Annotated in this window: 18 protein-coding genes; 15 read left to right on the top strand and 3 right to left on the bottom strand. The window is 48.8% G+C overall.

Annotation, left to right across the window (positions count from 1 at the left end; all coding sequences use genetic code 11):
• Nucleotides 1-346: 346 nt before the first annotated feature.
• From SGI97_07890 to SGI97_07880, 3 genes are all read right to left on the bottom strand, one after another.
• The gene (locus SGI97_07890) at nucleotides 347-622 is read right to left on the bottom strand and encodes a cytochrome c (GenBank protein ID MDZ4723808.1); all 276 of its coding nucleotides are present in this window, start codon (nucleotides 620-622) and stop codon (nucleotides 347-349) included.
• A gap of 33 nt (nucleotides 623-655) precedes the next feature.
• On the bottom strand, nucleotides 656-1,378 hold the full coding sequence (locus SGI97_07885) for a hypothetical protein (GenBank protein MDZ4723807.1): 723 nt from the start codon (nucleotides 1,376-1,378) through the stop codon (nucleotides 656-658).
• Between the two features lie 927 nt (nucleotides 1,379-2,305).
• Nucleotides 2,306-5,959 (bottom strand): vitamin B12-dependent ribonucleotide reductase, encoded by a 3,654-nt coding sequence (locus SGI97_07880; protein ID MDZ4723806.1) that lies wholly within the window; start codon nucleotides 5,957-5,959, stop codon nucleotides 2,306-2,308.
• 700 nt (nucleotides 5,960-6,659) lie between these two features.
• On the opposite strand from SGI97_07880, the gene SGI97_07875 reads away from it, so the two are divergent.
• The 15 genes from SGI97_07875 to SGI97_07805 all read left to right on the top strand — a co-directional run bounded on the left by SGI97_07875 (nucleotide 6,660) and on the right by SGI97_07805 (nucleotide 22,567).
• On the top strand, nucleotides 6,660-7,568 hold the full coding sequence (locus SGI97_07875; protein ID MDZ4723805.1) for a heme o synthase: 909 nt from the start codon (nucleotides 6,660-6,662) through the stop codon (nucleotides 7,566-7,568).
• Between the two features lie 301 nt (nucleotides 7,569-7,869).
• Nucleotides 7,870-8,484, top strand: coding sequence for a cytochrome c3 family protein (locus SGI97_07870; GenBank protein MDZ4723804.1), 615 nt, complete (start codon nucleotides 7,870-7,872; stop codon nucleotides 8,482-8,484).
• Between the two features lie 19 nt (nucleotides 8,485-8,503).
• On the top strand, nucleotides 8,504-11,515 hold the full coding sequence (locus SGI97_07865; GenBank protein MDZ4723803.1) for a TAT-variant-translocated molybdopterin oxidoreductase: 3,012 nt from the start codon (nucleotides 8,504-8,506) through the stop codon (nucleotides 11,513-11,515).
• A gap of 17 nt (nucleotides 11,516-11,532) precedes the next feature.
• Nucleotides 11,533-12,942, top strand: a complete 1,410-nt coding sequence (gene nrfD / locus SGI97_07860) for an NrfD/PsrC family molybdoenzyme membrane anchor subunit (GenBank protein ID MDZ4723802.1) — start codon at nucleotides 11,533-11,535, stop codon at nucleotides 12,940-12,942.
• On the top strand, nucleotides 12,942-13,499 hold the full coding sequence (locus tag SGI97_07855) for a DUF3341 domain-containing protein (protein MDZ4723801.1): 558 nt from the start codon (nucleotides 12,942-12,944) through the stop codon (nucleotides 13,497-13,499). The genes nrfD and SGI97_07855 overlap by 1 nt, the downstream gene beginning before the upstream one ends.
• Nucleotides 13,496-14,116 carry a cytochrome c gene (locus SGI97_07850; protein MDZ4723800.1) on the top strand — a complete coding sequence of 207 codons (621 nt, stop codon included), beginning with the start codon at nucleotides 13,496-13,498 and terminating at the stop codon, nucleotides 14,114-14,116. Before SGI97_07855 ends, SGI97_07850 begins: the two co-directional genes overlap by 4 nt.
• Before the next feature lie 20 nt (nucleotides 14,117-14,136).
• On the top strand, nucleotides 14,137-15,321 hold the full coding sequence (locus tag SGI97_07845) for a hypothetical protein (protein MDZ4723799.1): 1,185 nt from the start codon (nucleotides 14,137-14,139) through the stop codon (nucleotides 15,319-15,321).
• Between the two features lie 19 nt (nucleotides 15,322-15,340).
• Complete coding sequence (locus tag SGI97_07840) at nucleotides 15,341-15,691, top strand: hypothetical protein (GenBank protein ID MDZ4723798.1); 351 nt, start codon at nucleotides 15,341-15,343, stop codon at nucleotides 15,689-15,691.
• Nucleotides 15,692-15,773: 82 nt separating this feature from the next.
• A complete protein-coding gene (locus SGI97_07835) occupies nucleotides 15,774-16,682 on the top strand; it encodes an SCO family protein (protein MDZ4723797.1) in 909 nt (302 codons plus the stop codon).
• On the top strand, nucleotides 16,675-17,628 hold the full coding sequence (gene coxB, locus SGI97_07830; GenBank protein MDZ4723796.1) for a cytochrome c oxidase subunit II: 954 nt from the start codon (nucleotides 16,675-16,677) through the stop codon (nucleotides 17,626-17,628). Before SGI97_07835 ends, coxB begins: the two co-directional genes overlap by 8 nt.
• Nucleotides 17,629-19,260, top strand: a complete 1,632-nt coding sequence (gene ctaD / locus SGI97_07825) for a cytochrome c oxidase subunit I (protein MDZ4723795.1) — start codon at nucleotides 17,629-17,631, stop codon at nucleotides 19,258-19,260.
• A gap of 9 nt (nucleotides 19,261-19,269) precedes the next feature.
• Entirely contained in the window at nucleotides 19,270-19,938 is a 669-nt protein-coding gene (locus SGI97_07820; protein MDZ4723794.1) for a cytochrome c oxidase subunit 3 family protein, read from the top strand.
• Nucleotides 19,939-19,960: 22 nt separating this feature from the next.
• A complete protein-coding gene (locus SGI97_07815) occupies nucleotides 19,961-20,479 on the top strand; it encodes a cytochrome C oxidase subunit IV family protein (protein ID MDZ4723793.1) in 519 nt (172 codons plus the stop codon).
• Between the two features lie 105 nt (nucleotides 20,480-20,584).
• Nucleotides 20,585-22,123, top strand: coding sequence for a COX15/CtaA family protein (locus tag SGI97_07810; GenBank protein MDZ4723792.1), 1,539 nt, complete (start codon nucleotides 20,585-20,587; stop codon nucleotides 22,121-22,123).
• A gap of 30 nt (nucleotides 22,124-22,153) precedes the next feature.
• Complete coding sequence (locus SGI97_07805) at nucleotides 22,154-22,567, top strand: DUF420 domain-containing protein (protein MDZ4723791.1); 414 nt, start codon at nucleotides 22,154-22,156, stop codon at nucleotides 22,565-22,567.
• Nucleotides 22,568-22,869 lie beyond the last annotated feature (302 nt).

Below are 22,869 nucleotides of genomic sequence, written 5' to 3'. Positions count from 1 at the left end.
TTCATAACCGAGAAAACGACTTCGCATGGTACTGTAAACTCCGCCCAAAATGAATAACTTACCAACACTTTTTGGCTATTATGCCCGTTGCGAGGAGCGATTCTGAGAGGGACGTGGCAATCTCATATTGATCTCCGTGCGATTCCGCCAGCGGCGAACTGCAGTGCAACAATGACGTGGTGTCGGGCGCCCTCGCCCGACACTATACTTCAACTGTCAGGTGGGGGCGCCTGACAGCGCAGATGTGAGAAGGCAGCCATTGCAACCTTCCGTCTGGTCTTGCCAACCTTACTTAGGGCGATGTGATCTGACGGTCTCCACCGTCCCCCGCGCCAGCAACGAACTTCTAATTCACCGCTGTCAAATACGCGGTAATGGCGTCGATTTTTTGCTCTGATAAATGCGCAAGTTCTCCATAGCGCTGTACAAGTGTCGGCCACTGGTCATCTGTCCACTTGGCAGGATTAGGAAGTGAATGACATGTCTGACAGGAACTGCGAAAGGCGATCTCTCCATCGGTTCGCCCTTCATTTGATTGTGCCGCACGATTGCCCTGGCAGGCAACCAATGCAATAGCCGATGCCAGCCCTACAATCGGCAAAAGTATTAATTTACATTTCATCAAAGATTTTCGGTCCGCTTGGATAACTACATATTATAAATGAAAGCCCATAAGGAACCGTACACGGGCGTCATCGCTCTCATCGGTCAAACCGCCGGCATAGCCGACTGTGTAGTAGGCGCTTCCTGTGGCCAATGAAAGTGTCGGGCCGAAATATGACGAGGTCTCACCATCGGCCAATTTCACAAATTCACGCCGTGATGTTGACTCAATGCCCAATGAGAAGCGGTACGAAAGCTCGTATGATAATCCAACATCGAGTCCGACTTCGTGAACCGGTTCACCCGGCGCAAAGAAAAATTCATAGACCGGATTTATGGAGAGGTTGATCTTTTGGAAGTCACGAGCAAGAATAAGTTTGGCTTCAAGTTTGTTCTGTTTGGTCAGGTCTATTTTTCGGTTGTATTCAAGATAGAGCAGGGGATCAAAAAAGAATCGTCCGGGCGCAGCAAGTTTATATCGTGTGCGAAGCTGGAAGGCGTCCCATTTCAATGACTGGCCTTCCCCTTGGACAAATATCTGGTAGACCGAAAAATCCCAGCGGTCGGTAATGCCTTGCTCAAGCTCAACTCTATACTCCCAGCTTTTTGTCTCGCCAATTTTTGTGGTCTGATAGAACTCAAGTTCTGTCGCATCAGCGGGCATGGTTAAAAACTGATAAGTCCAGACGTATTTACGACGGTCGGCGCGGGCCTCGGGTGTGAACATTGCGACTCCAAAGAGCGCTATGAGAGCTATGGCAATTCGGCGATTCAACAAAACTTCCTCCTGATAAGTACATTTCATTTGCACAGTCTAAATGAAATTCGTTTTCATTTGACTGGTATGTCGCGTGAACTTAGTAGGCGCAAGAAATCAAGTCAAGCCTAATCTTTACATTATTATAAGGTTTTAATCAGGTGGACTATTCTACCTATTTTGTGCACACCTATTCTGGCGCGAATTGTCGTTTGAACTATTTTTGTGCGGGAGTCATTTGTGTGTTTTGTCGAAGATGCGTGTGAGGGCATTGAGTTTTGGACAAAGAAAAACCCAGATAGATGGTCAATCTACCTGGGTGGACGATATTAGGTAATCCACAGAAAGAGTAACACTTTCCGATTGCACTTCAATAATAACACAATAGAAAAATCTGTCAAGAAGAAAATTGAAGTTTTTTAAGAAAAAGTTTGGTTGTGGGAGGCCAAGGCTTAGACGGATGGGTTCGTGTAGGGATAACCTTCTATGTGGCTTTGATTTAGGACAGACAACATAAGGGGGTTGTGGAATAGAACAACTGGGGAATAGCTACAAGACTTCGTGGGGGACGTCCCGGTCGCGCACCAGAGTTGACTGTCAGGTCATCCGCCTGCAGCGGACTTCGGAAGCCTTAGCACCTATATCCTTGCTCACGCAACGATATAGCCAAGACCTGACGTAAGGGGGAAATGTGGTGCAGGCCAGAGACGGCCTGCAGAAGATGCAGTAGAGTTCCAGCGCACAAATACATCTGAGTAAATGCAAATAAGAACGCCGGGCCATTGCGGGCCCGGCGTCTTGTAACAAAACAAAAGGAAACTGAAAGACAAAACAAGGAAACAAAAATACAGAATGACAAAAGCGAGAATTTGTTAACCGAAAGAATTCATCAATCGAACGCAATTGTTAACGTGTCAAGATTTCTCAACAAAGTGTCAAAATCTCTTAACTACAGCCCGAAGTCGCTCCGCAGGCATCGCATTTTAAACATGTCCCGTTGCGAACCATCGTGAATGATCCGCACTCGCCGCACATGTCCCCTTCGTAGCCCCTCAGGCGCGCAAGTCGGATTTCCGATTGACGGCGGCGGAGGGTATCACCGGCACTTCCAGACGGTGACGACGCAACATACTCGAGCACCGCTTCCGGTTCTGAATCTGATTCAACTGTTGTCGTGTGCGCCATCTTCGCCGCATGTCCATTCCCTCCATTAGAATTTGTGTGAGTTGATTTTCCGTTTCCGCCATTTGCAAAGGGACGGAGACGGTTGGTGTGGATATCATTATCACCCCGGCTGGCTTTGGTCAATTGTCCGGTAATTGACGGAGTCGCCGGTACTTCTTCTTCAAATTCAATACCCTCTTCGGCAGGAGTGCCGATTGTGTCATGGCGGAGATCGTCATCGACCACATGCGCCAAATCGTTCCGGCCAAGGTAGGTGATGGCCAGCTCGCGGAAGATATAGTCGATAATCGAGGTCGACATCTTGATCGATTTGTTTCCTTCGACCATCCCGTTCGGCTCAAAGCGGCTGAACAAAAAGGCTTCGACAAATTCTTCGAGCGGCACACCATGCTGCAGTCCAAGCGAAACGGCAATCGCAAATGAGTTCATGAGCGAGCGGAAGGCGGCACCTTCGCGGTGCATATCCAGAAAAATTTCACCGAGTGTGCCGTCAGAGTATTCACCGGTGCGGAGATAGAGTTTGTGTCCACCGATGACTGATTTCTGGGTGTATCCGCCGCGCCGGTTGGGCAGTTTTCTCCGTTTAGCGAGGTAGCGGTAGATAATCCGCTCGGCCATCTTCTCCGAGACGGTGGCGACGGAGAGAGAGTCGGAAATGTCATCGCCGTCGTCACTGAGCAAAGATGAATTGAGTGGCTGGCTGAGTTTGCTTCCGTCGCGATAGAGCGCGACCGCTTTGTTCATGGTTTCCCACGAGAGGCGGTAGGCCTTTTTGACGTCGTCCATTGTGGCTTCAGCCGGCATATTGATAGTCTTGGAGATTGCGCCAGAGATAAAGGGCTGGGCCGCAGCCATCATGCGGATGTGCGATTCATACGAAATAAAGCGCGTTCCTTTTTTGCCGCATTTGTTGGCGCAGTCAAAGATCGAATAGTGGCTCTCTTTGAGATGAGGCGCGCCTTCGACTGTCATCGTGCCGCAGCAGTACTCGTTTGCGGCATCGATCTGATCGCGGGTGAAACCAATTTCCCTAAGCAGATTGAAATCCCAACGATCCATTGTGTCGGCATCAAATCCGAGAATCTCGGTCAGAAATTCTTCCCCAAGCGAGTACTTGTTAAAGGCGAAACTGATATCGAAAACATTAGGCAATGCGCTTTCGATTTTTTCAATTTCTACTGAGGTGAATCCTTTGGCTTGGAGGGATTCATGGTTGACATACGGAGCTCCTTTGAGGGTTCTATGTCCGGTCGCATAGGCGATAATCTGATCGACCTCGCTTTGGTTGTAGCCAAGTTTGGCAAGGGTGCGCGGGACGGAATTGTTGATGATTTTGAAGTATCCGCCGCCAGCAAGTTTTTTAAACTTCACCAGAGCAAAATCAGGCTCGATTCCAGTCGTGTCGCAATCCATGAGCAACCCGATAGTTCCGGTTGGCGCAATGACGGTCGTTTGGGCGTTACGGAAACCGTGCATGGTGCCAGACTGAAGGGCATGATCCCAGACCATGCGGGCGGTTTTAAGGATATCCTCAGGAATATATTCCGGATTTATGCCGGTCGGTTTTATGGTAAGACCTTCGTATTCAGTCTTGTCGGCATTCAGCGCGGCCCGGCGGTGATTGCGGATGACTTTGAGCATCGATTCGCGGTTGCGGTAGTAGCCGGGGAATGCGCCATGCTCTTTGGCCATTTCCGCCGATGTTACATACGACTCGCCGGTCAAAATCGACGTCAGGGCCCCGCACCAGGCATAGCCGCGTGGGGAATCATAGGGGATGCCCATATTCATGAGCAGTGTGCCAAGATTTGCATAGCCGAGTCCCAATGTTCGGAACTCATAGCTTTTTTGGGCGATGGCTTTGGAAGGGAAAGCGGCCATGAGGACGGAGATCTCGAGAACCACTGTCCAGACTTTGACGGCGTGTAAATATCCGGCGATGTCAAAGTTACCTTTTTCACCGAGAAGCTTGACAAGATTTATCGAAGCAAGGTTACAGGCGGTGTCGTCGAGGAACATGTATTCCGAGCAGGGATTGGAGGCGTTTATCCGTCCGTCTTCGGGGCAGGTATGCCATTCATTGATTGTAGTATCAAACTGCACACCCGGGTCGGCGCAGGCCCAAGCCGCATAGCAGATTTTTCCCCATAGCTCCTGAGCTGGAATGCTTTGGATAGTCGTGCCGTTGGTGCGGCTTTTGAGATGCCAATCTTCACCGGCGTAGAGTCTTTCAAAGAACTCATTGGGAATTCGGACAGAATTATTGGAGTTCTGTCCCGAGACGGTGAGATAAGCCTCGCTGTCCCAATTGGTATCAAGCTGGACAAACTCGACATCATGGATGCCCTGTGTGGCGAGGTCGAGAACTTTCTTGATATAGTTTTCCGGCACAGCGAATCGTCGCGCCATTTTGAGCGCGTCTTTGAGCTGTTTGTTCTTGTTTGGGTCGATTTCGAAAACGGAATCGCCGTTATGGCCGGAAATGCGAGCGGCATTGAAAATTTCTTTGAGCCGCTCACCGATTATCTTTGAACCGGCAACCAATGCGGCCACTTTTTGTTCTTCGATGACTTTCCAGTTGATAAAATTCAGCACATCGGGGTGATCCAAATCAAGGCAGACCATTTTTGCGGCGCGGCGAGTTGTGCCGCCTGATTTGATAGCGCCTGCGGCTCGGTCGCCAATTTTGAGGAATGACATCAGTCCCGACGACTGTCCTCCGCCAGAGAGAGATTCGCCGGCTCCGCGGATACTCGAGAAATTGGTCCCGGTTCCGCTGCCATATTTGAAGAGCCGGGCTTCGCGCACCCAGAGGTCCATGATTCCGCCGGGGTTGACCAGATCATCGACCACTGATTGAATGAAGCAGGCATGGGGTTGGGGATGCTCATAGGCATTTTTGGCTTCGGTCATTGTATGTGAGGTTGGGTCCACATAAAAATGCCCCTGCGCAACACCAGTTATGCCATAGGCATAGTGCAGACCGGTGTTGAACCATTGCGGTGAGTTGGGCGCGGCCACTTGGTCGGCAAGCATGTAGCACAGCTCATCGTAGAAATTCTGCGCATCGGCTTTGGAATCGAAATAATTGTGCTTTTCACCCCATTGCGACCAGCATCCGGCAAGACGGTGGAAGACCTGACGGGCGTCGGTTTCACCGCCGGTTATCTGTTTGCCTTCGGAATCGATTTGCGGTCTGCCCGACTCGTCGATCTGCGGCACTCCGGCTTTGCGGAAATACTTATGAGCGAGGATATCGACAGCTACCTGGGTCCAGTGCTCGGGAACATCGATATTTTCGAGCTTGAAAACAGTCGAACCATCGGGGTTTTTTATCTCTGATGTACGTTTGCCGAATGGCACATGGCTGTATGGCGATTCGCCTTGTTTGGTAAAGTACCGATCAATTTTCACATTCTACCTCCTGTACTCACTTTCCTCGCCTTGGGAAAGGAGGAATTCACGTCCTATGTATTGATAAGAAGATTCATTGAAATCTTCTCAGAAACTCGTTGCTTCCGCCATTCCGAAATCGCTATCCTGCCTGAGTCAGGATGAATATTCGAAGACGGCGGTTTTTCAGGAAGGTCGCTCAGAATAGCGTGTTCATCCGAACTAATTCGATAACACAGTAAAGGCATTCCCTTCTGACGAACACAATATCTAGTGGTCAACTGGTTGGAAACCACAAAAATTAGTGTTTTGCATCGAAATTTCGTATGCTATTGATTATCATCGAGGTAAACTTAAGAGATAAAAACGGGGGTAATTAATGTGTTCGGACAACCGAACACTTATGAAAAGCTAATATTTGTAACTCATTAAGTTCTAATAGTTTACACATTAAACTTTCCCATCCACACAATTCGTTGAAATTGTTTATGGAATATCAACATGTTAAAATGATGTGAGGCTTTAGGTTGAAGAGATGCGTTTAAGTTGTACACAAGGATGTGGATGAAATATTAACGAAAGTGAGCATAAAGTCGGGGATATCTGGCAAGGAGGGTGGTTCTGTCTGTCACCTTGACGGCCAAAGAGCGGAGGGTTGTTACATTGAAACAGCAAAGTTAGTTAAAAAATTCACAAACTAACTCTGGCGCAGTGATGTTTTATATTTATATATTGGCCTCACAGAAAAGAGGATACTGTGCGATCACATATAAGTGATTATCTATCGTTAACAAAGCCGACTATAATGTTGCTGGTGCTATTTACCGGCGCGTCGGCATTGGTTATCGAAGGGAGTTTCCTCACCCAGCCTCTCAATTTTCTTCTTGTCTTAGTTGGTTTGTTTCTGACAGGCGGATCGGCCAATGCGCTAAATCAGTATTTTGAGAGGGAGATTGATGCCAAGATGTCTCGTACAAGCGCACGACGGTCACTTCCGCTCAAAAAAATCTCGCCTACACAGGCTCTCGTGTTTTCCATTTCAATCGGCGTGATTGGAGTGGCGCTTTTCGCATTCTTCTTCAATTGGCTGGTAGCCGGATTGGCTCTTGCGACGATTTTATTTTATTCTCTCTTCTACACGTTATGGCTTAAGCCGAACACGGCGCAGAATATAGTAATCGGCGGTGCGGCCGGGGCGATGGCTCCGGTAGGGGCATGGGCCGCGGCGACGGGATCAATGGCGGCCTTTCCTTGGATAATGTTCGCCATTGTTTTTTTCTGGACGCCTCCGCATTTTTGGGCGCTCGCGCTCTTTTGTAAAGACGACTACGTAAAAGCTAATCTTCCCATGATGCCAGTGGTCAAAGGAGATGCCTCGACACTCAATCAGATGCTCGTTTACGCTTTTATAGTCTCGGCGGTATCGCTCGTGCTTGTTCCACTTGGAGCAGGATGGCTCTATGGAATTGCGGCGACGGTACTTGGCGTGATGTTTATCGCCCGATGTTTCAAGGCACGGCGCGAGATGAGTGAGTCGAGTGCGCGGTCGCTTTTTGGTTATTCGATTGTTTATTTGTTTGCGTTGTTTTTGGCGATGGTGGCGGATAGTTTGGTGAGGGTGTTTCTGTAATATGGTGGGGGGAAGGTTGGTGCACGTGGATGTATACCAACCACGGATAAGACGTCAGGACCCAAAGGGTCACTGACCTACGAATATCTGAGAAGGTTTTAGGGGTTGACACTATTTTTTAGCCTCTATATATTCTCGCCTTGAAATGGCGAATACCGTGAGAGAAAAACAGGAATAGATCAAGAAATTGATCAGGAATATATAAAGAGCTGGTTAGAGAATTTTTCTACGCACGTACTTGTGAAACTTTTAACAAAGAGCGTTTTCGCTGGCACAGATTTTTCCAAAATCGTTTAATAATTTGCCGCTTGTCACTGTGCTCGCGCTTGGCTTTTTATTAACCGGGGCGGTCGGCGGAATATGGTATTATGGCTCACCGAAATATACCGATGTCGGCTATCGTCCGGAACAGCCCGTTCCGTACAGTCATAAACTCCATGTCGGAGATTTGGGAATGGATTGCCGTTATTGCCACACAACAGTCGAGCGTTCGGCCAAGGCGAATATCCCGCCGACAGCGACATGCATGAACTGCCACACTTTGGTTCGTCCCACAAGCGAAGCGCTTGCGCCAATTCGAGCCAGTTTTGCAGAGAATAAGCCGATGGAATGGATTCGTGTCCATGACCTTCCCGATTTTGCTTATTTTAGCCATAGCTCGCATATCCGGGTTGGAGTTGGCTGTGAGTCATGTCATGGGAATGTTGCTCAAATGGAAATTGTCCAGCAGACTGAACCGCTCAGTATGGGGTGGTGCCTTGACTGCCACCGCAATCCCGATCAACATTTGCGTCCAATGAGCGAAATTACAACTATGGGCTGGGTTCCTCCGGATAATCAGGCAGAGTTTGCCGCACGAGTTAAAGCTGAAAAAAATATCAACCCGCCCGAGGACTGCTCGGCTTGTCACCGCTGAGTTACATAACAGAAGACCTATGAATGACGATTTGAAACCACAGAGCAAAGATTACTGGCGAAGTCTCGATGAGCTTGCCGATACTCCGCAGTTCCGGGAGTTTTTACATCGCGAGTTTCCAAAAGGGACGGGCGAAGAGTTAGCCGACAAGAACAATTGGTCGCGCCGTAATTTCCTGACGCTCATGGGGGCGTCGCTTGCGATGGCGGGGCTTGCAAGTTGCAGGCGCCCAATCGAGAAGATCGTGCCGCATGTTGTTCTTCCTGAAGTTTACGAGCCTGGAACGCCTATACATTATGCGACCTCGATGCCGTTCGGACTTGATTCGTATGGCTTGCTGGTAAAGAGCAATGACGGTCGTCCGACTAAAATCGAAGGGAACCCTGAACATCCTTCGACTATAGGGAGAGCAGATATCTGGATTCAGGCCGCGATTCTTGGATTGTATGATCCCGACCGTGCAAAAAATATTACGCATTCGGGGAAAGAAGTGGCATGGGATGATTTTGTGGCCGATTGGTCGACACAATTCACCAAGTTCAGCGCAAATCGAGGCCAAGGTCTTGCTGTAATGAGTGAGCAGTTTTCTTCGCCGACTCTTGCGCGGCTCAAAGAAGAATTCATGGAGGCGTTTCCATCGGCGCAGTTTGTCAGCTACGAGCCGGTCAATGATGAGACAATCTATGACGGCATTGAAGCTGTTGCCGGAGCGCGTTTACAGCCACTGCACAGTTTACACCTGGCTAAAGTTATTCTGTCAATCGATTCGGATTTTGTATTTAGCGAAACTGGACATATTGTCGATGCGATGGGCTTCGCCGATGGCCGCCGGGTTCATTCGCAGCAGGACGAAATGAACCGCCTGTATGCTGTTGAGTCGGCCTATACGTTGACTGGCTCGAAAGCCGATCACCGTCTTGCGCTGAAACCATCGCAGGTTGGCGGATTTGTGCTGGCATTGGCGCGGGAGTTGTCGAGTCAGGGTTTGTCAATAGGGCGGTTTGATGCGCCATCGGCCAATACGGCCGACACGGGAATCGACCAAAAATTTGTCAATGTATTGGCCAAAGATCTACTCGCATCCAAAGGTCAAAATGTTATTCTGGCCGGACGGCGTCAGCCTGCTGAAGTTCACTCGCTGGTATTTGCGCTCAATGAGGCGCTTGGAAATGTTGGACAGACTGTCACTTATATAGCACCGCTGGACAGATCTGAGTCATCGACTACCGGTCTTGAAAAATTAGTGGCTGATATGAAATCGGGAGCTGTGGAGACCTTAGTTGTCCTCGGTGGAAATCCGGTTTACACTGTGCCGGTTGAGTTTGGGTTTGCCGATGCGCTCAAAGGTGTGGCGAATAAAATTCAACTGAGCAGTCATCATGATGAAACAAGCGCGTTGGTTGATTGGCATCTTCATCAGTCTCATTTTCTTGAAAGCTGGGGGGATGGCCGTTCGCTCGATGGGACGGTGAGCGTAATTCAGCCGCTTATCGATCCGCTCTATGCGAGTGTGAGCGATGTGGAACTGCTTGCGCTTGTCGCTTCCGGAAAAATTGTCAAAGGGTACGATGCTGTGCGCGAGACATGGAACAGTTTTATCACTTCTGACTTTGAAAACCAGTGGAGAAAGATTCTCCATGATGGATTTGTTCCTAAAAGCGCTATTGGAATCATTACTCCAAAGACAAATGCTTCATCGCTTGCCGCGTCGGCCCGAAGTTTGGCATCGGTTGAGACTGGCCGTGAACTGGAACTTGTATTGCTACCAAGCAATTTGTATGATGGCCGTTATGCCAACAATGGCTGGTTGCAGGAACTTCCCGAACCGATCAATAAGTTTACCTGGGATAATTTTGCTCAATTTAGTTTCCGCACCGCGCAAAGGCTGGGTGTGGCGACAGGCGACCTGGTGAAGCTTGAGATAGCGGGACGCTCGATTAACATTCCGGCCTGGATTACGCCGGGACAGGCCAATGACACAATTGTTATCGCTCTTGGGTATGGCAGAAAAAATGTCGGGTCGGTCGCAAATGATGTCGGTTCCAATGCCTATCTTCTTACGAGCGCAAAGAACTCAGGCGTCGCGAGCGTGACAAAGATTCCGGGTACTCATTTTATAGCGCAGACGCAGGAACATGGCACGATGGGCGGCTTTGAGCTTGGAGATCCACTTCAGGAAAAGCAGAAGCGCCCAATTCTCCGTGAGAACACGCTCAGCAAATTCAGAGAAAACGGCCTGCTGTTTCCACTGCATCCTGAGATTCCAACTCAGCAGTCAATATATACAGAACCTGCATATACCTCCGACCTTCAATGGGGTATGACGATTGATCTCAATGCCTGTGTTGGATGTGGGGCATGTGTGGTTGCCTGCCAGAGCGAGAATAATATTCCAGTTGTTGGCAAAGAGCAAGTTTCCAAAGGGCGCGAGATGCATTGGATACGGGTCGATCGGTATTATTCCGGCGATCTCGACACACCCGAAATCGCGCTTCAACCGGTTACCTGTCAGCATTGCGAGAATGCGCCATGCGAGCCGGTCTGTCCGGTAGGCGCGACAGTGCACGACGACCAGGGCCTCAATGTCATGATCTACAATCGCTGTGTGGGAACGCGTTATTGTTCAAATAATTGTCCGTATAAAGTTCGTCGTTTTAACTTCTTCAATTACGCGCTTGAGATTCCTGAGACCGTTCAGATGCAGAAGAATCCCGATGTGACGGTTCGTTCGCGAGGTGTGATGGAGAAGTGTACCTTCTGTATTCAGCGAATCGAAGTCACGCGCCTCAAGGCGAAACTTGAGACGCGCAATGTTGGCGGCGATGAAGTCCACACCGCTTGCCAGCAGGCATGCCCGACCGATGCCATAGTTTTTGGCAATATCAAAGACCCCAACAGCAATGTAGCCCGATTGAAAAAGAGTCCCAGAAATTATCAGCTTCTTGAAGAATTGAACACCAAGCCGAGACTGACTTATTTGGGTTTACTGCGAAATCCTCATCCTGAATTAGAAATGTCGACCGAGAGTTAAGAGAATATAGCTAGACTATGAAATCTGTCAGCGAACATCATTCGAGCGAAAACACGGGCAGGGCTTTGCCGCTTATCACTGGTAATCAGACGTTTAATTCTGTTACCGAAGCGGTGTCTCGTATCGCCGAGCGCAAAACGACCATGCTCTGGCTGTTGACCTTTGGTGTGACTGGTTCGCTGGTTTTGATTCTGCTCGGTTCAATTGGTTATCTTGTCTACGAAGGAACAGGAATCTGGGGAATCAATATTCCTGTAGGGTGGGGCTGGGCGATTGTCAACTTTGTGTTCTGGGTTGGTATCGGCCACGCGGGAACACTCATCTCGGCCATTCTTTTTCTCTTCCGTCAAAAGTGGCGAACTTCGATTAATAGATTTGCCGAAGCCATGACGCTCTTTGCCGTTATCTGCGCCTTGATATTTCCCACAATTCACGTGGGACGCGTATGGCTGCTCTACTGGGTTTTCCCGCTTCCGAACTCGATGAACCTTTGGCCGAATTTCAAAAGCCCTCTGCTGTGGGACTTTTTTGCGGTGAGCATTTACTTTACCTGTTCATTGATTTTTTGGTATGTCGGGCTGATTCCAGATTTGGCGACGTTACGTGACCGCGCCCAAACCCGCATCCGCAAAGTTGTTCTGGGAGTTCTCTCGCTCGGGTGGCGTGGAGGAAATCGTCAGTGGAAAAATTACGAGTTGGCCTATCTTGTCTTGGCCGGTGTCTCGACCCCGCTTGTGCTTTCGGTTCACTCAATCGTTTCGACCGACTTTGCGATAAGTATAGTTCCGGGGTGGCATACAACAATATTCCCGCCGTACTTTGTCGCAGGCGCAATTTTCTCGGGCTTTGCGATGGTCTTGACCCTTGGTATTATCGTTCGCAAGATTTTCCATCTCGAGGATTTTATTACCATCAAGCATTTGGAAAATATGAATATGATCATGCTTCTCACTGGCATGATGGTCGGATATGCCTACGGCTGTGAGTTCTTTATTTCATGGTACAGCGGCAATCCGTACGAAGCCTTTACTTTTGTTAACCGAGCTTTTGGGCCTTATGCCTGGGCGTACTGGACCATGGTAACCTGCAATGTTCTGGTTCCACAGGTGTTCTGGATTAAGAAATGGCGTACGTCGATTGCCGTTATGTTTGTCGCCTCGCTGCTTATTAATGTGGGAATGTGGTTTGAGCGCTTTGTTATTGTCATGTCCCTTGCCCGCGATTATCTGCCATCATCATGGGACTATTATTCGCCGACTATTTGGGATGTATTGACATTTATTGGATCATTTGGTCTTTTCCTGACATTATTTCTGCTTTTCGTGCGCTTTGCGCCAATCATTGCCATGTCCGAAGTTAAAGGCGTGCTGCCTCAGGCCGACCCGCATCATAGGGAGCCGCAGACTCAGCTGGAGCGGACGCACTGATGGAACGTGTAACAAAAACAGCGCCGCACCGTGTGTATGGAATACTCGCGGAATTTTCAAGCCCCGGAGACTTGTTGCATGCCGCTGAGAAGATGCGGGATGCGGGCTTCAGTCGCTTTGACTGCCATTCGCCATTCCCGATACACGGTATGGATCATGCCATGGGACTGAAGCGCTCGATTGTCGGCTATGTCGCCGGAGTGAGCGCATTTATCGGCGGCGGGTTAATTCTTCTGCTTCAGTGGTGGGCCAGTTCGATCGATTACCCGATTATCATTGGCGGTAAGCCGTTTTTCTCCTATCCGGCGTATGTGCCAGTGACGTTCGGTGTGACAATTCTTTTTGCCGCGCTTGGCGCAGTCATCGCGATGCTTGTTGCCAACCGACTGCCGCAGCCGTTTCATGGTCTTTTCTATTCAGACAGATTTGCTAAATTCAGCAACGATGGATTTTTTGTTTCTGTTGAGTCAGAAGATCCAAAATTTGACGAGCATAAAACAAAATCTTTTCTTGAATCAATTGGCGGCAGACATGCCGAGATTGTGAGCGGCGAATGAGACATCGCGTTGGTTTGCGCTTGGCAATTTTCGCCGCGGGTCTTGTGGCTGCTGGATGTGTGCGTGATCTGCCGTCGAATTTGCCGCCTATCCACATCAATCCAAATATGGATGATCAGCCGAAATACGAAGCGCAGGAGAAAAGCGCATTCTTTGCCGATGGCTCAACGATGCGGCCGCCGGTCTTTGGCACTGTTGCCCGCGGGCAGCTCAATGATAATATTGGATATATGACCGGAATTGATGCCAAGGGTGACACGCTCAGGAACTCGCCGGTTCCGCTAACTGCAGAACTTCTCGCCCGAGGCGAAGAGCGCTATAAGATTTATTGCACACCGTGCCATGGCTTAACCGGCGGGGCGGACAACATTAAGGGTTTAGTAATTCAACGCGGAATGCTTCCGCCTCCATCGTATCATGAGCAGAGGCTACTGGACGCTGGCGATGGATATATTTTTTGGGTGATGACTAATGGCAAAGGGAACATGCGGCCGTATCGCTTTCAAGTCCCTGTAGCCGACAGGTGGGCGATTGTTGCCTACCTGAGAACATTGCAATTAAGTCAGAATGCGACAGCCGCCGATGTGCCTGCAGACCAACGCGGATCAGGTAATTGAGGTAGGTGAAAGACAATAACATGAGTGTAAACATCAGACAGTTTCAGATCGCCGAAAGAGGGAATTTCGGAACCATCGCCCTCGGAGTTGCAGTGGTTGGCGTAATCGGATGTATCGCCGGATATGTAATGGATCATGACCGTTTCTTTCACGCCTATCTGACCGGGTTTGCCTATTGGGTATCGCTCTGTCTTGGCGCGCTGTTTTTTACAATGCTCCAGCATTTGACCGGCGCCCATTGGAGTGTGGTGGTGCGGCGCATTTCAGAAACGCTTATGGCTTGTCTGCCAGTCATGTTCCTCCTAAGTATTCCGATGTTCCTCGGCATTCATTCGCTGTATCATTGGAGCCACGAGGATGCTGTCGCCACTGATGCACTGCTAAAGTGGAAGAGTCCATTTCTTAATTCTCCGTTTTTTATCGCCCGTACGATTGTCTATTTCCTTATCTGGTCGACGCTGTCATATTTTCTCCACAAGACTTCGCTCGAGCAGGACAGGGGATTCAAGGAAGATCAATTGATCAGACTCCGGCGGTTGAGCGCGGGCGGAATGGTTCTGTTTGCGGTTACTATAACCGTTGCTGCTTTTGATTGGCTGATGTCACTCAACCCGCACTGGTACTCGACTATATATGGAGTCTACTTTTTCTCAGGCTCTTTCCTCGGGAGTCTCGCTCTGATAACTGCAATAGCCTTGCGGCTCAGGTCACGTAATATTTTGAAGGACACGATTACAGTCGAGCATTACCATGATCTGGGCAAGTTGCTCTTTGCGTTCACGGTCTTTTGGACGTACATCGGATTCTCACAGTTTTTTATCATTTGGTATGGCAACATTCCCGAGGAGACAATCTGGTATATCAGTCGATGGAACAATGGCTGGAAGGGCGTTTCGCTTGTGATAATCTTCGGCCATTTTGTGTTTCCATTCCTGGTCATGCTCTTCCGCGCAGTAAAGCGAAGTTACATAATGCTCACGGTCATGACGACCTGGTATTTGATTATGCACTGGGTGGATCTGTACTGGCTGGTCTATCCGAACCATTACGACAGTGGGCCGGTCTTTTCCTGGATAGAGATCATGCCAATGTTGGCTATTGGCGGAATTGTGCTCTGGTTTTTCTGGACAAAATATTCTCGGAACGCCCTCGTGCCGGTGAATGATCCCAAACTTGAGCAATCGTTACATTTTGTGAATCATTAGAAATGGCGAAGAATTAGATATGTCTGAACCTTTACATATGGAACATCCTTCGGGATACGAGAAGCGCGATGTCAACATCAAGATTATCTTCGTTCTTACCTTTATTGGCGTCGCGCTTATTGGCGTGTTTGTCTTTACCTTGGACAGTTATTTTATCTGGTATAAGGAAAAGCAAATACATGAGATGTATCTCGTTCCGACTGATCCGAGATTAAAAGAGACACGAAGCAAAGAAAGTCAGATTCTCCACGAGTATAAAATGGTTGATACGACCAACAAGACATACCGTATTCCGATTGAGCGCGCGAAGGAGTTGATGCTTGAAAGAAAAGCCGCGCCGGCTCCCCCAGACGGGGGGACATCCAAATGACAATGTGTTATCGGTTCTGGTTTACGCGCGAACTATCGTCTGGAACTCATGTTGAGGTTAATGGACGAAGGAGACTAAAGTTATGAAATCACACGGTCAATATATTCGAATTGTTTGCACTCTGTTGCTCACAGTAGCGCTGTCTGGGTTATTAAGCGGCGCGTCTGTTTTTGCTCAAGTTATAACGGATCAGAATCCGCAACTGCAAAAGATCGATATTATCGAACATCTCGGTGACACAATACCTCTTGATTTGACATTTACTGACGACCTCGGACAAGTTGTCCGACTCGGAGATTATTTCCACAAAGGGAAGCCGATCATACTGACATTGGGTTATTACCGCTGTCCGATGTTGTGTAATCTTGTGATGAATGGTCTGAACAAAGGCGTCAAACAACTCGAATGGACTCCCGGCGACCAATTTCAGATGGTGACAATCAGCATCAATCCGGAGGAGACGCCGGAACTCGCACTGGCTAAAAAACAAACGTATATTGTTGAGTTCGGCAAACCGGGCTTGGAGCAAGGCTGGTCGTTTCTTGTCGGTAAGGAGTCACAATCGCAAACAATCGCTGATGCCATCGGTTTCAAGTATTTTTTTGATGAATCGCGAGACGAATACGCTCATGCCGCCGCCGCATTTGTCCTGACCGAAGACGGCCGGATTTCCCGATATCTGTACGGGATAGATTTTAAAGAGCGGGATCTGAAACTTGCGCTCATCGAAGCCTCCGAAGGAAAGATCGGGAGTACTTTCGACCGGCTGATATTGTACTGTTTCCACTATGATCCCGATGCTCAGTCGTATGTTCTCTTCGCCGGAAACCTGATGAAAATTGCCGGCTTGTTGACTGTGATGATTGTCGGGACATTCCTTGCCATATTTTGGATCCGTGAACGTCGAAAGATTCAACAGCAGGCAAATACGGGTATCCCGATTCCCGAGGGATCGACGATAACTTCCAAGGACCGCACTATTTATGGATAGTACTGCCACATTCTGGCTTCCTCCTCAGCATTCGACCATTTCGACTGAGATCGATCCGCTTTTCGATTTTCTTCTCTATGCCAGTATCGTGATGTTTTTTATCGTGGTTGGCTTAATGACGTATTTCACGATAAAGTACCGACGGCAGGGGAAAGACCAACTTACATCGGGTGTCGACCACAATCTGGGGTTAGAAATAGCCTGGACTGCAATTCCGACAGTTCTTGTTCTCATCGTTTTCTTCTGGGGTTTCAGCGGTTTTGTGAAGCTTCATATCACACCTGCGAACGCAATCGAGATAAAAACCACAGGCGCGAAATGGTTCTGGACATTCGCCTACGCTGAAGGCGCCTCGAGCGTCAACCAACTTGTCGTTCCGGTAAACCGTCCGGTTCGTCTGCTCCTGTCATCAAGCGATGTTCTTCACAGCTTCTATGTTCCCAATTTTCGTATAAAGATGGATGTCCTGCCGAATCGTTATACCACGGCCTGGTTTGAAGCGACAGCAATCGGGGAGTTCGACCTTTTCTGCACCGAGTATTGCGGGAAGGGACATTCGGAGATGATTGGCAAAGTGCGGGTAATGAATGACTCGGCCTACGCGGCCTGGCTTGAGAAGGCAAACAACGAAGGAATGGATCTTCCTCCGGCAGTATATGGAAAGCAATTGTACACAAGCAAAGCCTGCGTTACTTGTCATAGTCTGGATGGAAGTGTAATTCAAGGTCCGAGCTTTGTCGGTTATTACGGCACCGAGATACAATTGGCAAACGGAACGACAGTACTTATGGATGAAAATTATATACGCGAATCGATCCTTAATCCACAGGCAAAAGTCCATGCCGGATTCCAGCCGGTGATGCCGACCTTTCAGGGTGTACTCCGTGACCGTCAGATCGATGCGCTTATTGCATTCATTAAATCTCTAAATGAGTCGGGGTCATAAATGAGTCTTGTGCAACCAAATTATTTGAGTGAACCGCAAGGGCTGAAATCATGGCTGTTGACTCTTGATCACAAGCGTATCGGCGTAATGTATTTCACTGCCGTCATGTTCTTCTTTTTTGTCGCAGGCGCGCTCGCGATTATTCTCAGAACCGAACTGCTCAATCCGGGACGCGATCTCATGGATGCCCAGACATATAATCAGCTCTTCACGCTCCATGGCGGAATAATGATTTTTCTCTTCATTATTCCCTCAATTCCGGCGGCCATCGGCAATTTTGTTCTGCCGATGATGTTAGGGGCAAAAGATGTTGCCTTTCCCAGGCTTAATCTGGGAAGCTGGTACATTTATGTCTTTGGCGCGCTTTTCTGCCTCTATTCGATAGTGGCCGGAGCCGTTGACACAGGTTGGACATTTTACACGCCGTACAGCACGACGACAGATACTGCGGTGCTATCCATGACACTCGGCGTCTTTATTCTCGGTTTCTCTTCGATTTTGACCGGATTGAACTTTATTGTCACAATACACAAGCTCAGGGCTCCGGGGATGACATGGTTCAAAATGCCGCTTATGGTCTGGGGGCTGTATGCCACCGCTCTCATACAGGTTATGGCTACACCTGTCCTTGCCATTACGCTTCTGCTTCTGATACTCGAGCGTTCTTTCGGCATCGGTATCTTTGACCCGGCTCTTGGCGGCGACCCGGTTCTGTACCAGCACTTCTTCTGGTTTTATTCACATCCGGCGGTCTACATTATGATTTTGCCCGGGATGGCTATCATCAGCGAGCTCATCGCGACCTTTTCGCATAAACGGATTTTCGGCTACAGGGCTATCGGTTATTCCTCGCTCGGGATTGCCTTTACAAGTTTTCTTGTTTGGGCGCATCACATGTTTACCAGCGGCCAGTCTGAATTCGCCGCGATGATATTTTCGTTTCTTACTTTCTTCGTCGGTATCCCGTCTGGCATAAAAGTTTTCAACTGGGTGGTAACCATGTACAAGGGATCCATTGATTTAAAAACACCTATGCTCTATGCCTTGTCATTTTTGTTCCTCTTTACTATCGGCGGACTCACCGGGATTTTCCTCGGAGCTCTGTCTGTCGATGTCCACCTGCATGACACCTATTTTATTGTCGCGCACTTTCATTATGTTATGATGGGCGGAACAGTGATGGCGCTTTTAGGCGGCATACACTACTGGTGGCCCAAGATGTTCGGCAAGATGTACAATGAAGTCTGGGGAAGAATCGCCTGTATAATTATTTTTATCGGCTTCAACATGACCTTTTTCACGCAGTTTATACTCGGCTCACAGGGAATGCCGCGCCGTTATTATACGTATGTCGATCAGTACCAGCCGCTCCATGCTTTTTCATCTGTCGGCTCATACGTGCTTGGACTCGGATTTCTCATCATGGTCATCTATCTTATTTATTCTCTATTTAAAGGCGCGCCCGCTCCGAGCAATCCATGGGGTTCCTTGACAATGGAATGGGAAACGACTTCACCGCCTCATCCTCATAACTTTGAGCATGAGCCGGTTGTCAAACACGGCCCGTATGACTATGATACGGTGCTGATCGACCGCGAGGCCGAGCAGACAAATTTTCGGGTAAGAAGGTAAAGCTCCCAGATGGCAATAGAGACAGCTGAAGATCACCACAAAACAAAGCACGCCAGCCACGTTCAGCACCATTTTGCCAATTCCGAACAGCAGGCGGATTCGGCCAAACTCGGCATGTGGGTCTTTTTGCTTACTGAAGTTCTTATGTTCGGCGGGCTGTTTTGCGCGTACGCAATCTTTCGGGCATGGAAACCTGAGATGTTCTCGGAAGCTCACAAACAGTTGGATGTTGTTCTGGGAGCAACCAACACCGTGGTGCTGATTGTCTCATCGGTTACAATGGCCCTTGCCATTCGCTATATGCAGCTGGGCAAGAAGCGGATCACGCTCATTAATCTCTGGCTGACATTGGGCTTGGCCGGGACATTTTTGGTTATCAAGTACTTTGAATACGCCCACAAATTTCATCTCGGTCAATTGCCGGGGAAATTTTACACCTTCCAGGGAATCGAAGGTACCAATCCCCATATCTTTTTCTCGATTTATTTTGCGATGACGGGACTGCATGGAATTCACGTCATTGCCGGAATGGTCATGATTAGCTGGCTGATATACAAGACCTCGCGCAATACATTTTCGAGCCAGTATTATACGCCGATTGAAATGACCGGACTGTTTTGGCATTTGGTCGACTTGGTCTGGATTTTCCTTTTCCCGTTATTGTATTTGATAGCCTAACAATTGTGAGAGCGAATATATTATGAGCGATACATCGTCAAAAGGCCACCATCACATCCTTCCGATGAAAATCTATCTCGGCGTGGGAGGGGCATTGTTGTTTCTCACCTTAGTCACGGTGTGGGTAGCGCAATTTAATTTCGGAACGCTCAATCTCATTGTGGCAATGGTGATAGCCGCAATAAAGGCCTCGCTGGTTGTTCTCTTTTTCATGCATTTGCTCTATGACAACAAAATATATCTGACTGTCTTTCTTCTGGCGCTTGCGACATTGGCGACTTTTATCGCGTTCACAATGGCCGATACCATGCGGCGCGGCGAACTCGACAAAGTCTCGGCGAGGCCAATAAACCCTAAAGCCGATATGTATAATATTCAGCAGGCCCCGCCTGCCGCTCATGGCTCGGGCGGAAATTCTGCCAGTACAAAAAAAGAAGTCGGAATTGGGGGCAATCCAACCGACAGCATGGCATCGGCGGTAACCAACCAAGGAAAACAGCCGGTTCCGACAGACTCAAGCGACTCAGGCGGTCACCGCTGAGAAGCGCGTTCTCCATGACATACAATACGTTTGATTTAATTTTCTTTCACTCCCGCCATTGCTGGCTTTAATTCATCTCCGCCTTACTTAAGGGTGGGTGTAGACATGTCCTCGTTCCGTAAACTTGCCCTGACCGCCACCGCATCGACCTACTTTCTTGTCTTTGTCGGTGGATTGGTGCGTGTCTCTGGCGCAGGAATGGGCTGTCCCGACTGGCCAAAATGTTTTGGCCGATGGATTCCGCCCCTTTCTCTTTCACAGATTCCGCCCGATATTGATCCGACCAGTTTTAATATGACGTTGGCATGGATTGAATATGTCAACCGGCTCGTTGGCATGTCGGTCGGCATAATCATCGCCGCATTGGCCATTATGGCGCTGGTTAAATACCGATCGTATCCAAAACTGCTCTATCCGAGTATCGGGGCCGCGCTCCTGGTTGCATACCAAGGCTGGCAGGGAAGCCAGGTGGTCGCATCGGATTTACAGCCGATTGTAGTCACCCTCCATCTGTTGATTGCCTTGCTTATTGTCAGCCTGCTCATGTTCGTCTCGCAACACGCTTATTGTATAGACAAGGGCCTTCAGCTTTCAAACGATCCACAATCAAAACGAATGCGCATGTGGATAGGCTTGCTTTGGTTAGGCGCTATAGCGCAGATAGTCCTCGGTACACAGGTTCGGGCAGAAGTCGAGATCGCCGCGGCTGAATTTCCACTTCTGTCATCGCTGGCTTGGCTGTCCAAGGTTGGGGCAACCTACGGTCTTCATCTCGTCACCGGCATAATCCTGATCGTTGGGACTATTGCCGTCTCGTTTGGTTTGTTATTTCAGGGAGAAAAGCAATCGACACCGCTTGGTATCGCGGCCTTTTCATTGTCAGGGATAGCGTTCTTGCAGATGTTTCTCGGCCTCGGACTAATAACATTCGGCCTGTCTCCCATAACGCAACTCTTTCATCTCTGGCTGGCCTCGCTTTTGATTGGCCTCATCCTTGTCGCGTTCACCTTGGTCTCGTACCGCGAGGAATCGACGAATGCGCCTGGAAGGATAAGTATGCGGATTTTTGTCGCGATAGCGTCGCTGATTCTGTTGCTGGCTGTGGGGTCGTATGCCATAGTCGCACAGGCTGAACGCTCGAGAGCCGCACTGCCTATTATCACAACTGCTCCGCAGTTTCATTTTGATAGCGCGCGTGTGGGGGAAATTGACAACTCTGTTTTCGACGGAAAAGTCACAGTTGTCGATTTTGTCTTTACTCACTGCAAAGGCGCCTGCCCGGCTATGGCGATAGAGATGGCTTCGTTATATAATCGTTACGCGCACTCGGACAAAGTTCAGTTCCTATCATTTACTGTCGATCCCGAAAACGACACACCGGACGTCTTGCAGGCGTATGCTGAGGGACTTGGCGTAAATGATATGCGCTGGCTGTTTCTGAGGCATGAGTCGCCGGATACAATAAAACAATTATGCGAGTCCGGTTATCTGGTAAGCGGCGATTTGCCGGGGATGCACAGTACGAAATTTATTCTTGTTGATCCAGATGGCCGAATACGCGGATACTACGAACATAGCGATCGCGCCAAAATGGACATACTTCGCACTCATATAGAAGCGCTGGCCAAAGAAATTGATGATTGAACAAGATATGCGTGATGGAGGGAATGAATAATGTCAGTTGAACAATTGCCGACGGTCAATGCGATGTTGAACTTTATTGCAACGATATTCCTCGTATTGGGATTTATCAGAATCAGGCGCGGCGATATTGCGACGCATAAAAAGTTCATGGTCTCGGCGCTTATCTCATCGGTTTTATTTCTGACATGCTATCTCTATTATCATTACCATGTTGGTTCAGTTCCGTATCCACACTACGACTGGACGCGCCCGCTGTATTTCTTGATCCTTATTCCGCATATTATCCTCGCGGCTATCATGACTCCGTTCATTATCGCGATTGTCTGGTTTGCCTTGAGGGGCAGTTTTGTCAAACATAAACGGCTCGCGCGATGGGTCTGGCCGGTCTGGATGTATGTATCTGTGACCGGTGTGATTGTTTATCTGATGTTGTATCGGTTGTGAAGGGGAAGCTTTGTGCAGGCCAGAGACGATCTGCACGAAGATCCAAAGTAGAATTATGCTGTACAAATGGCTTCGTACGGGGTGTCCTGCGCCAAATTCAGCGAACAGTCTATTCTCACACCGGGCAAGTGTATGACCGGTTACATAGTTGACAAATCTATCAAGGGATATCCTTAACACTTTTGTGGTTTTGTCATCTTTCTGTCAGTTCCTGTACCCCCCCACAAAAAAACCGCCGCTACAAGTGTAACGGCGGAACAAACAAACACACAAACACAAAGGGAAAACAGAATCTATTTTCT

The sequence above is a fragment of the Candidatus Zixiibacteriota bacterium genome (assembly GCA_034439475.1).
GTDB lineage: Bacteria > Zixibacteria > MSB-5A5 > GN15 > FEB-12 > JAWXAN01.
This window is presented reverse-complemented; position numbering and strand designations above follow the sequence as displayed.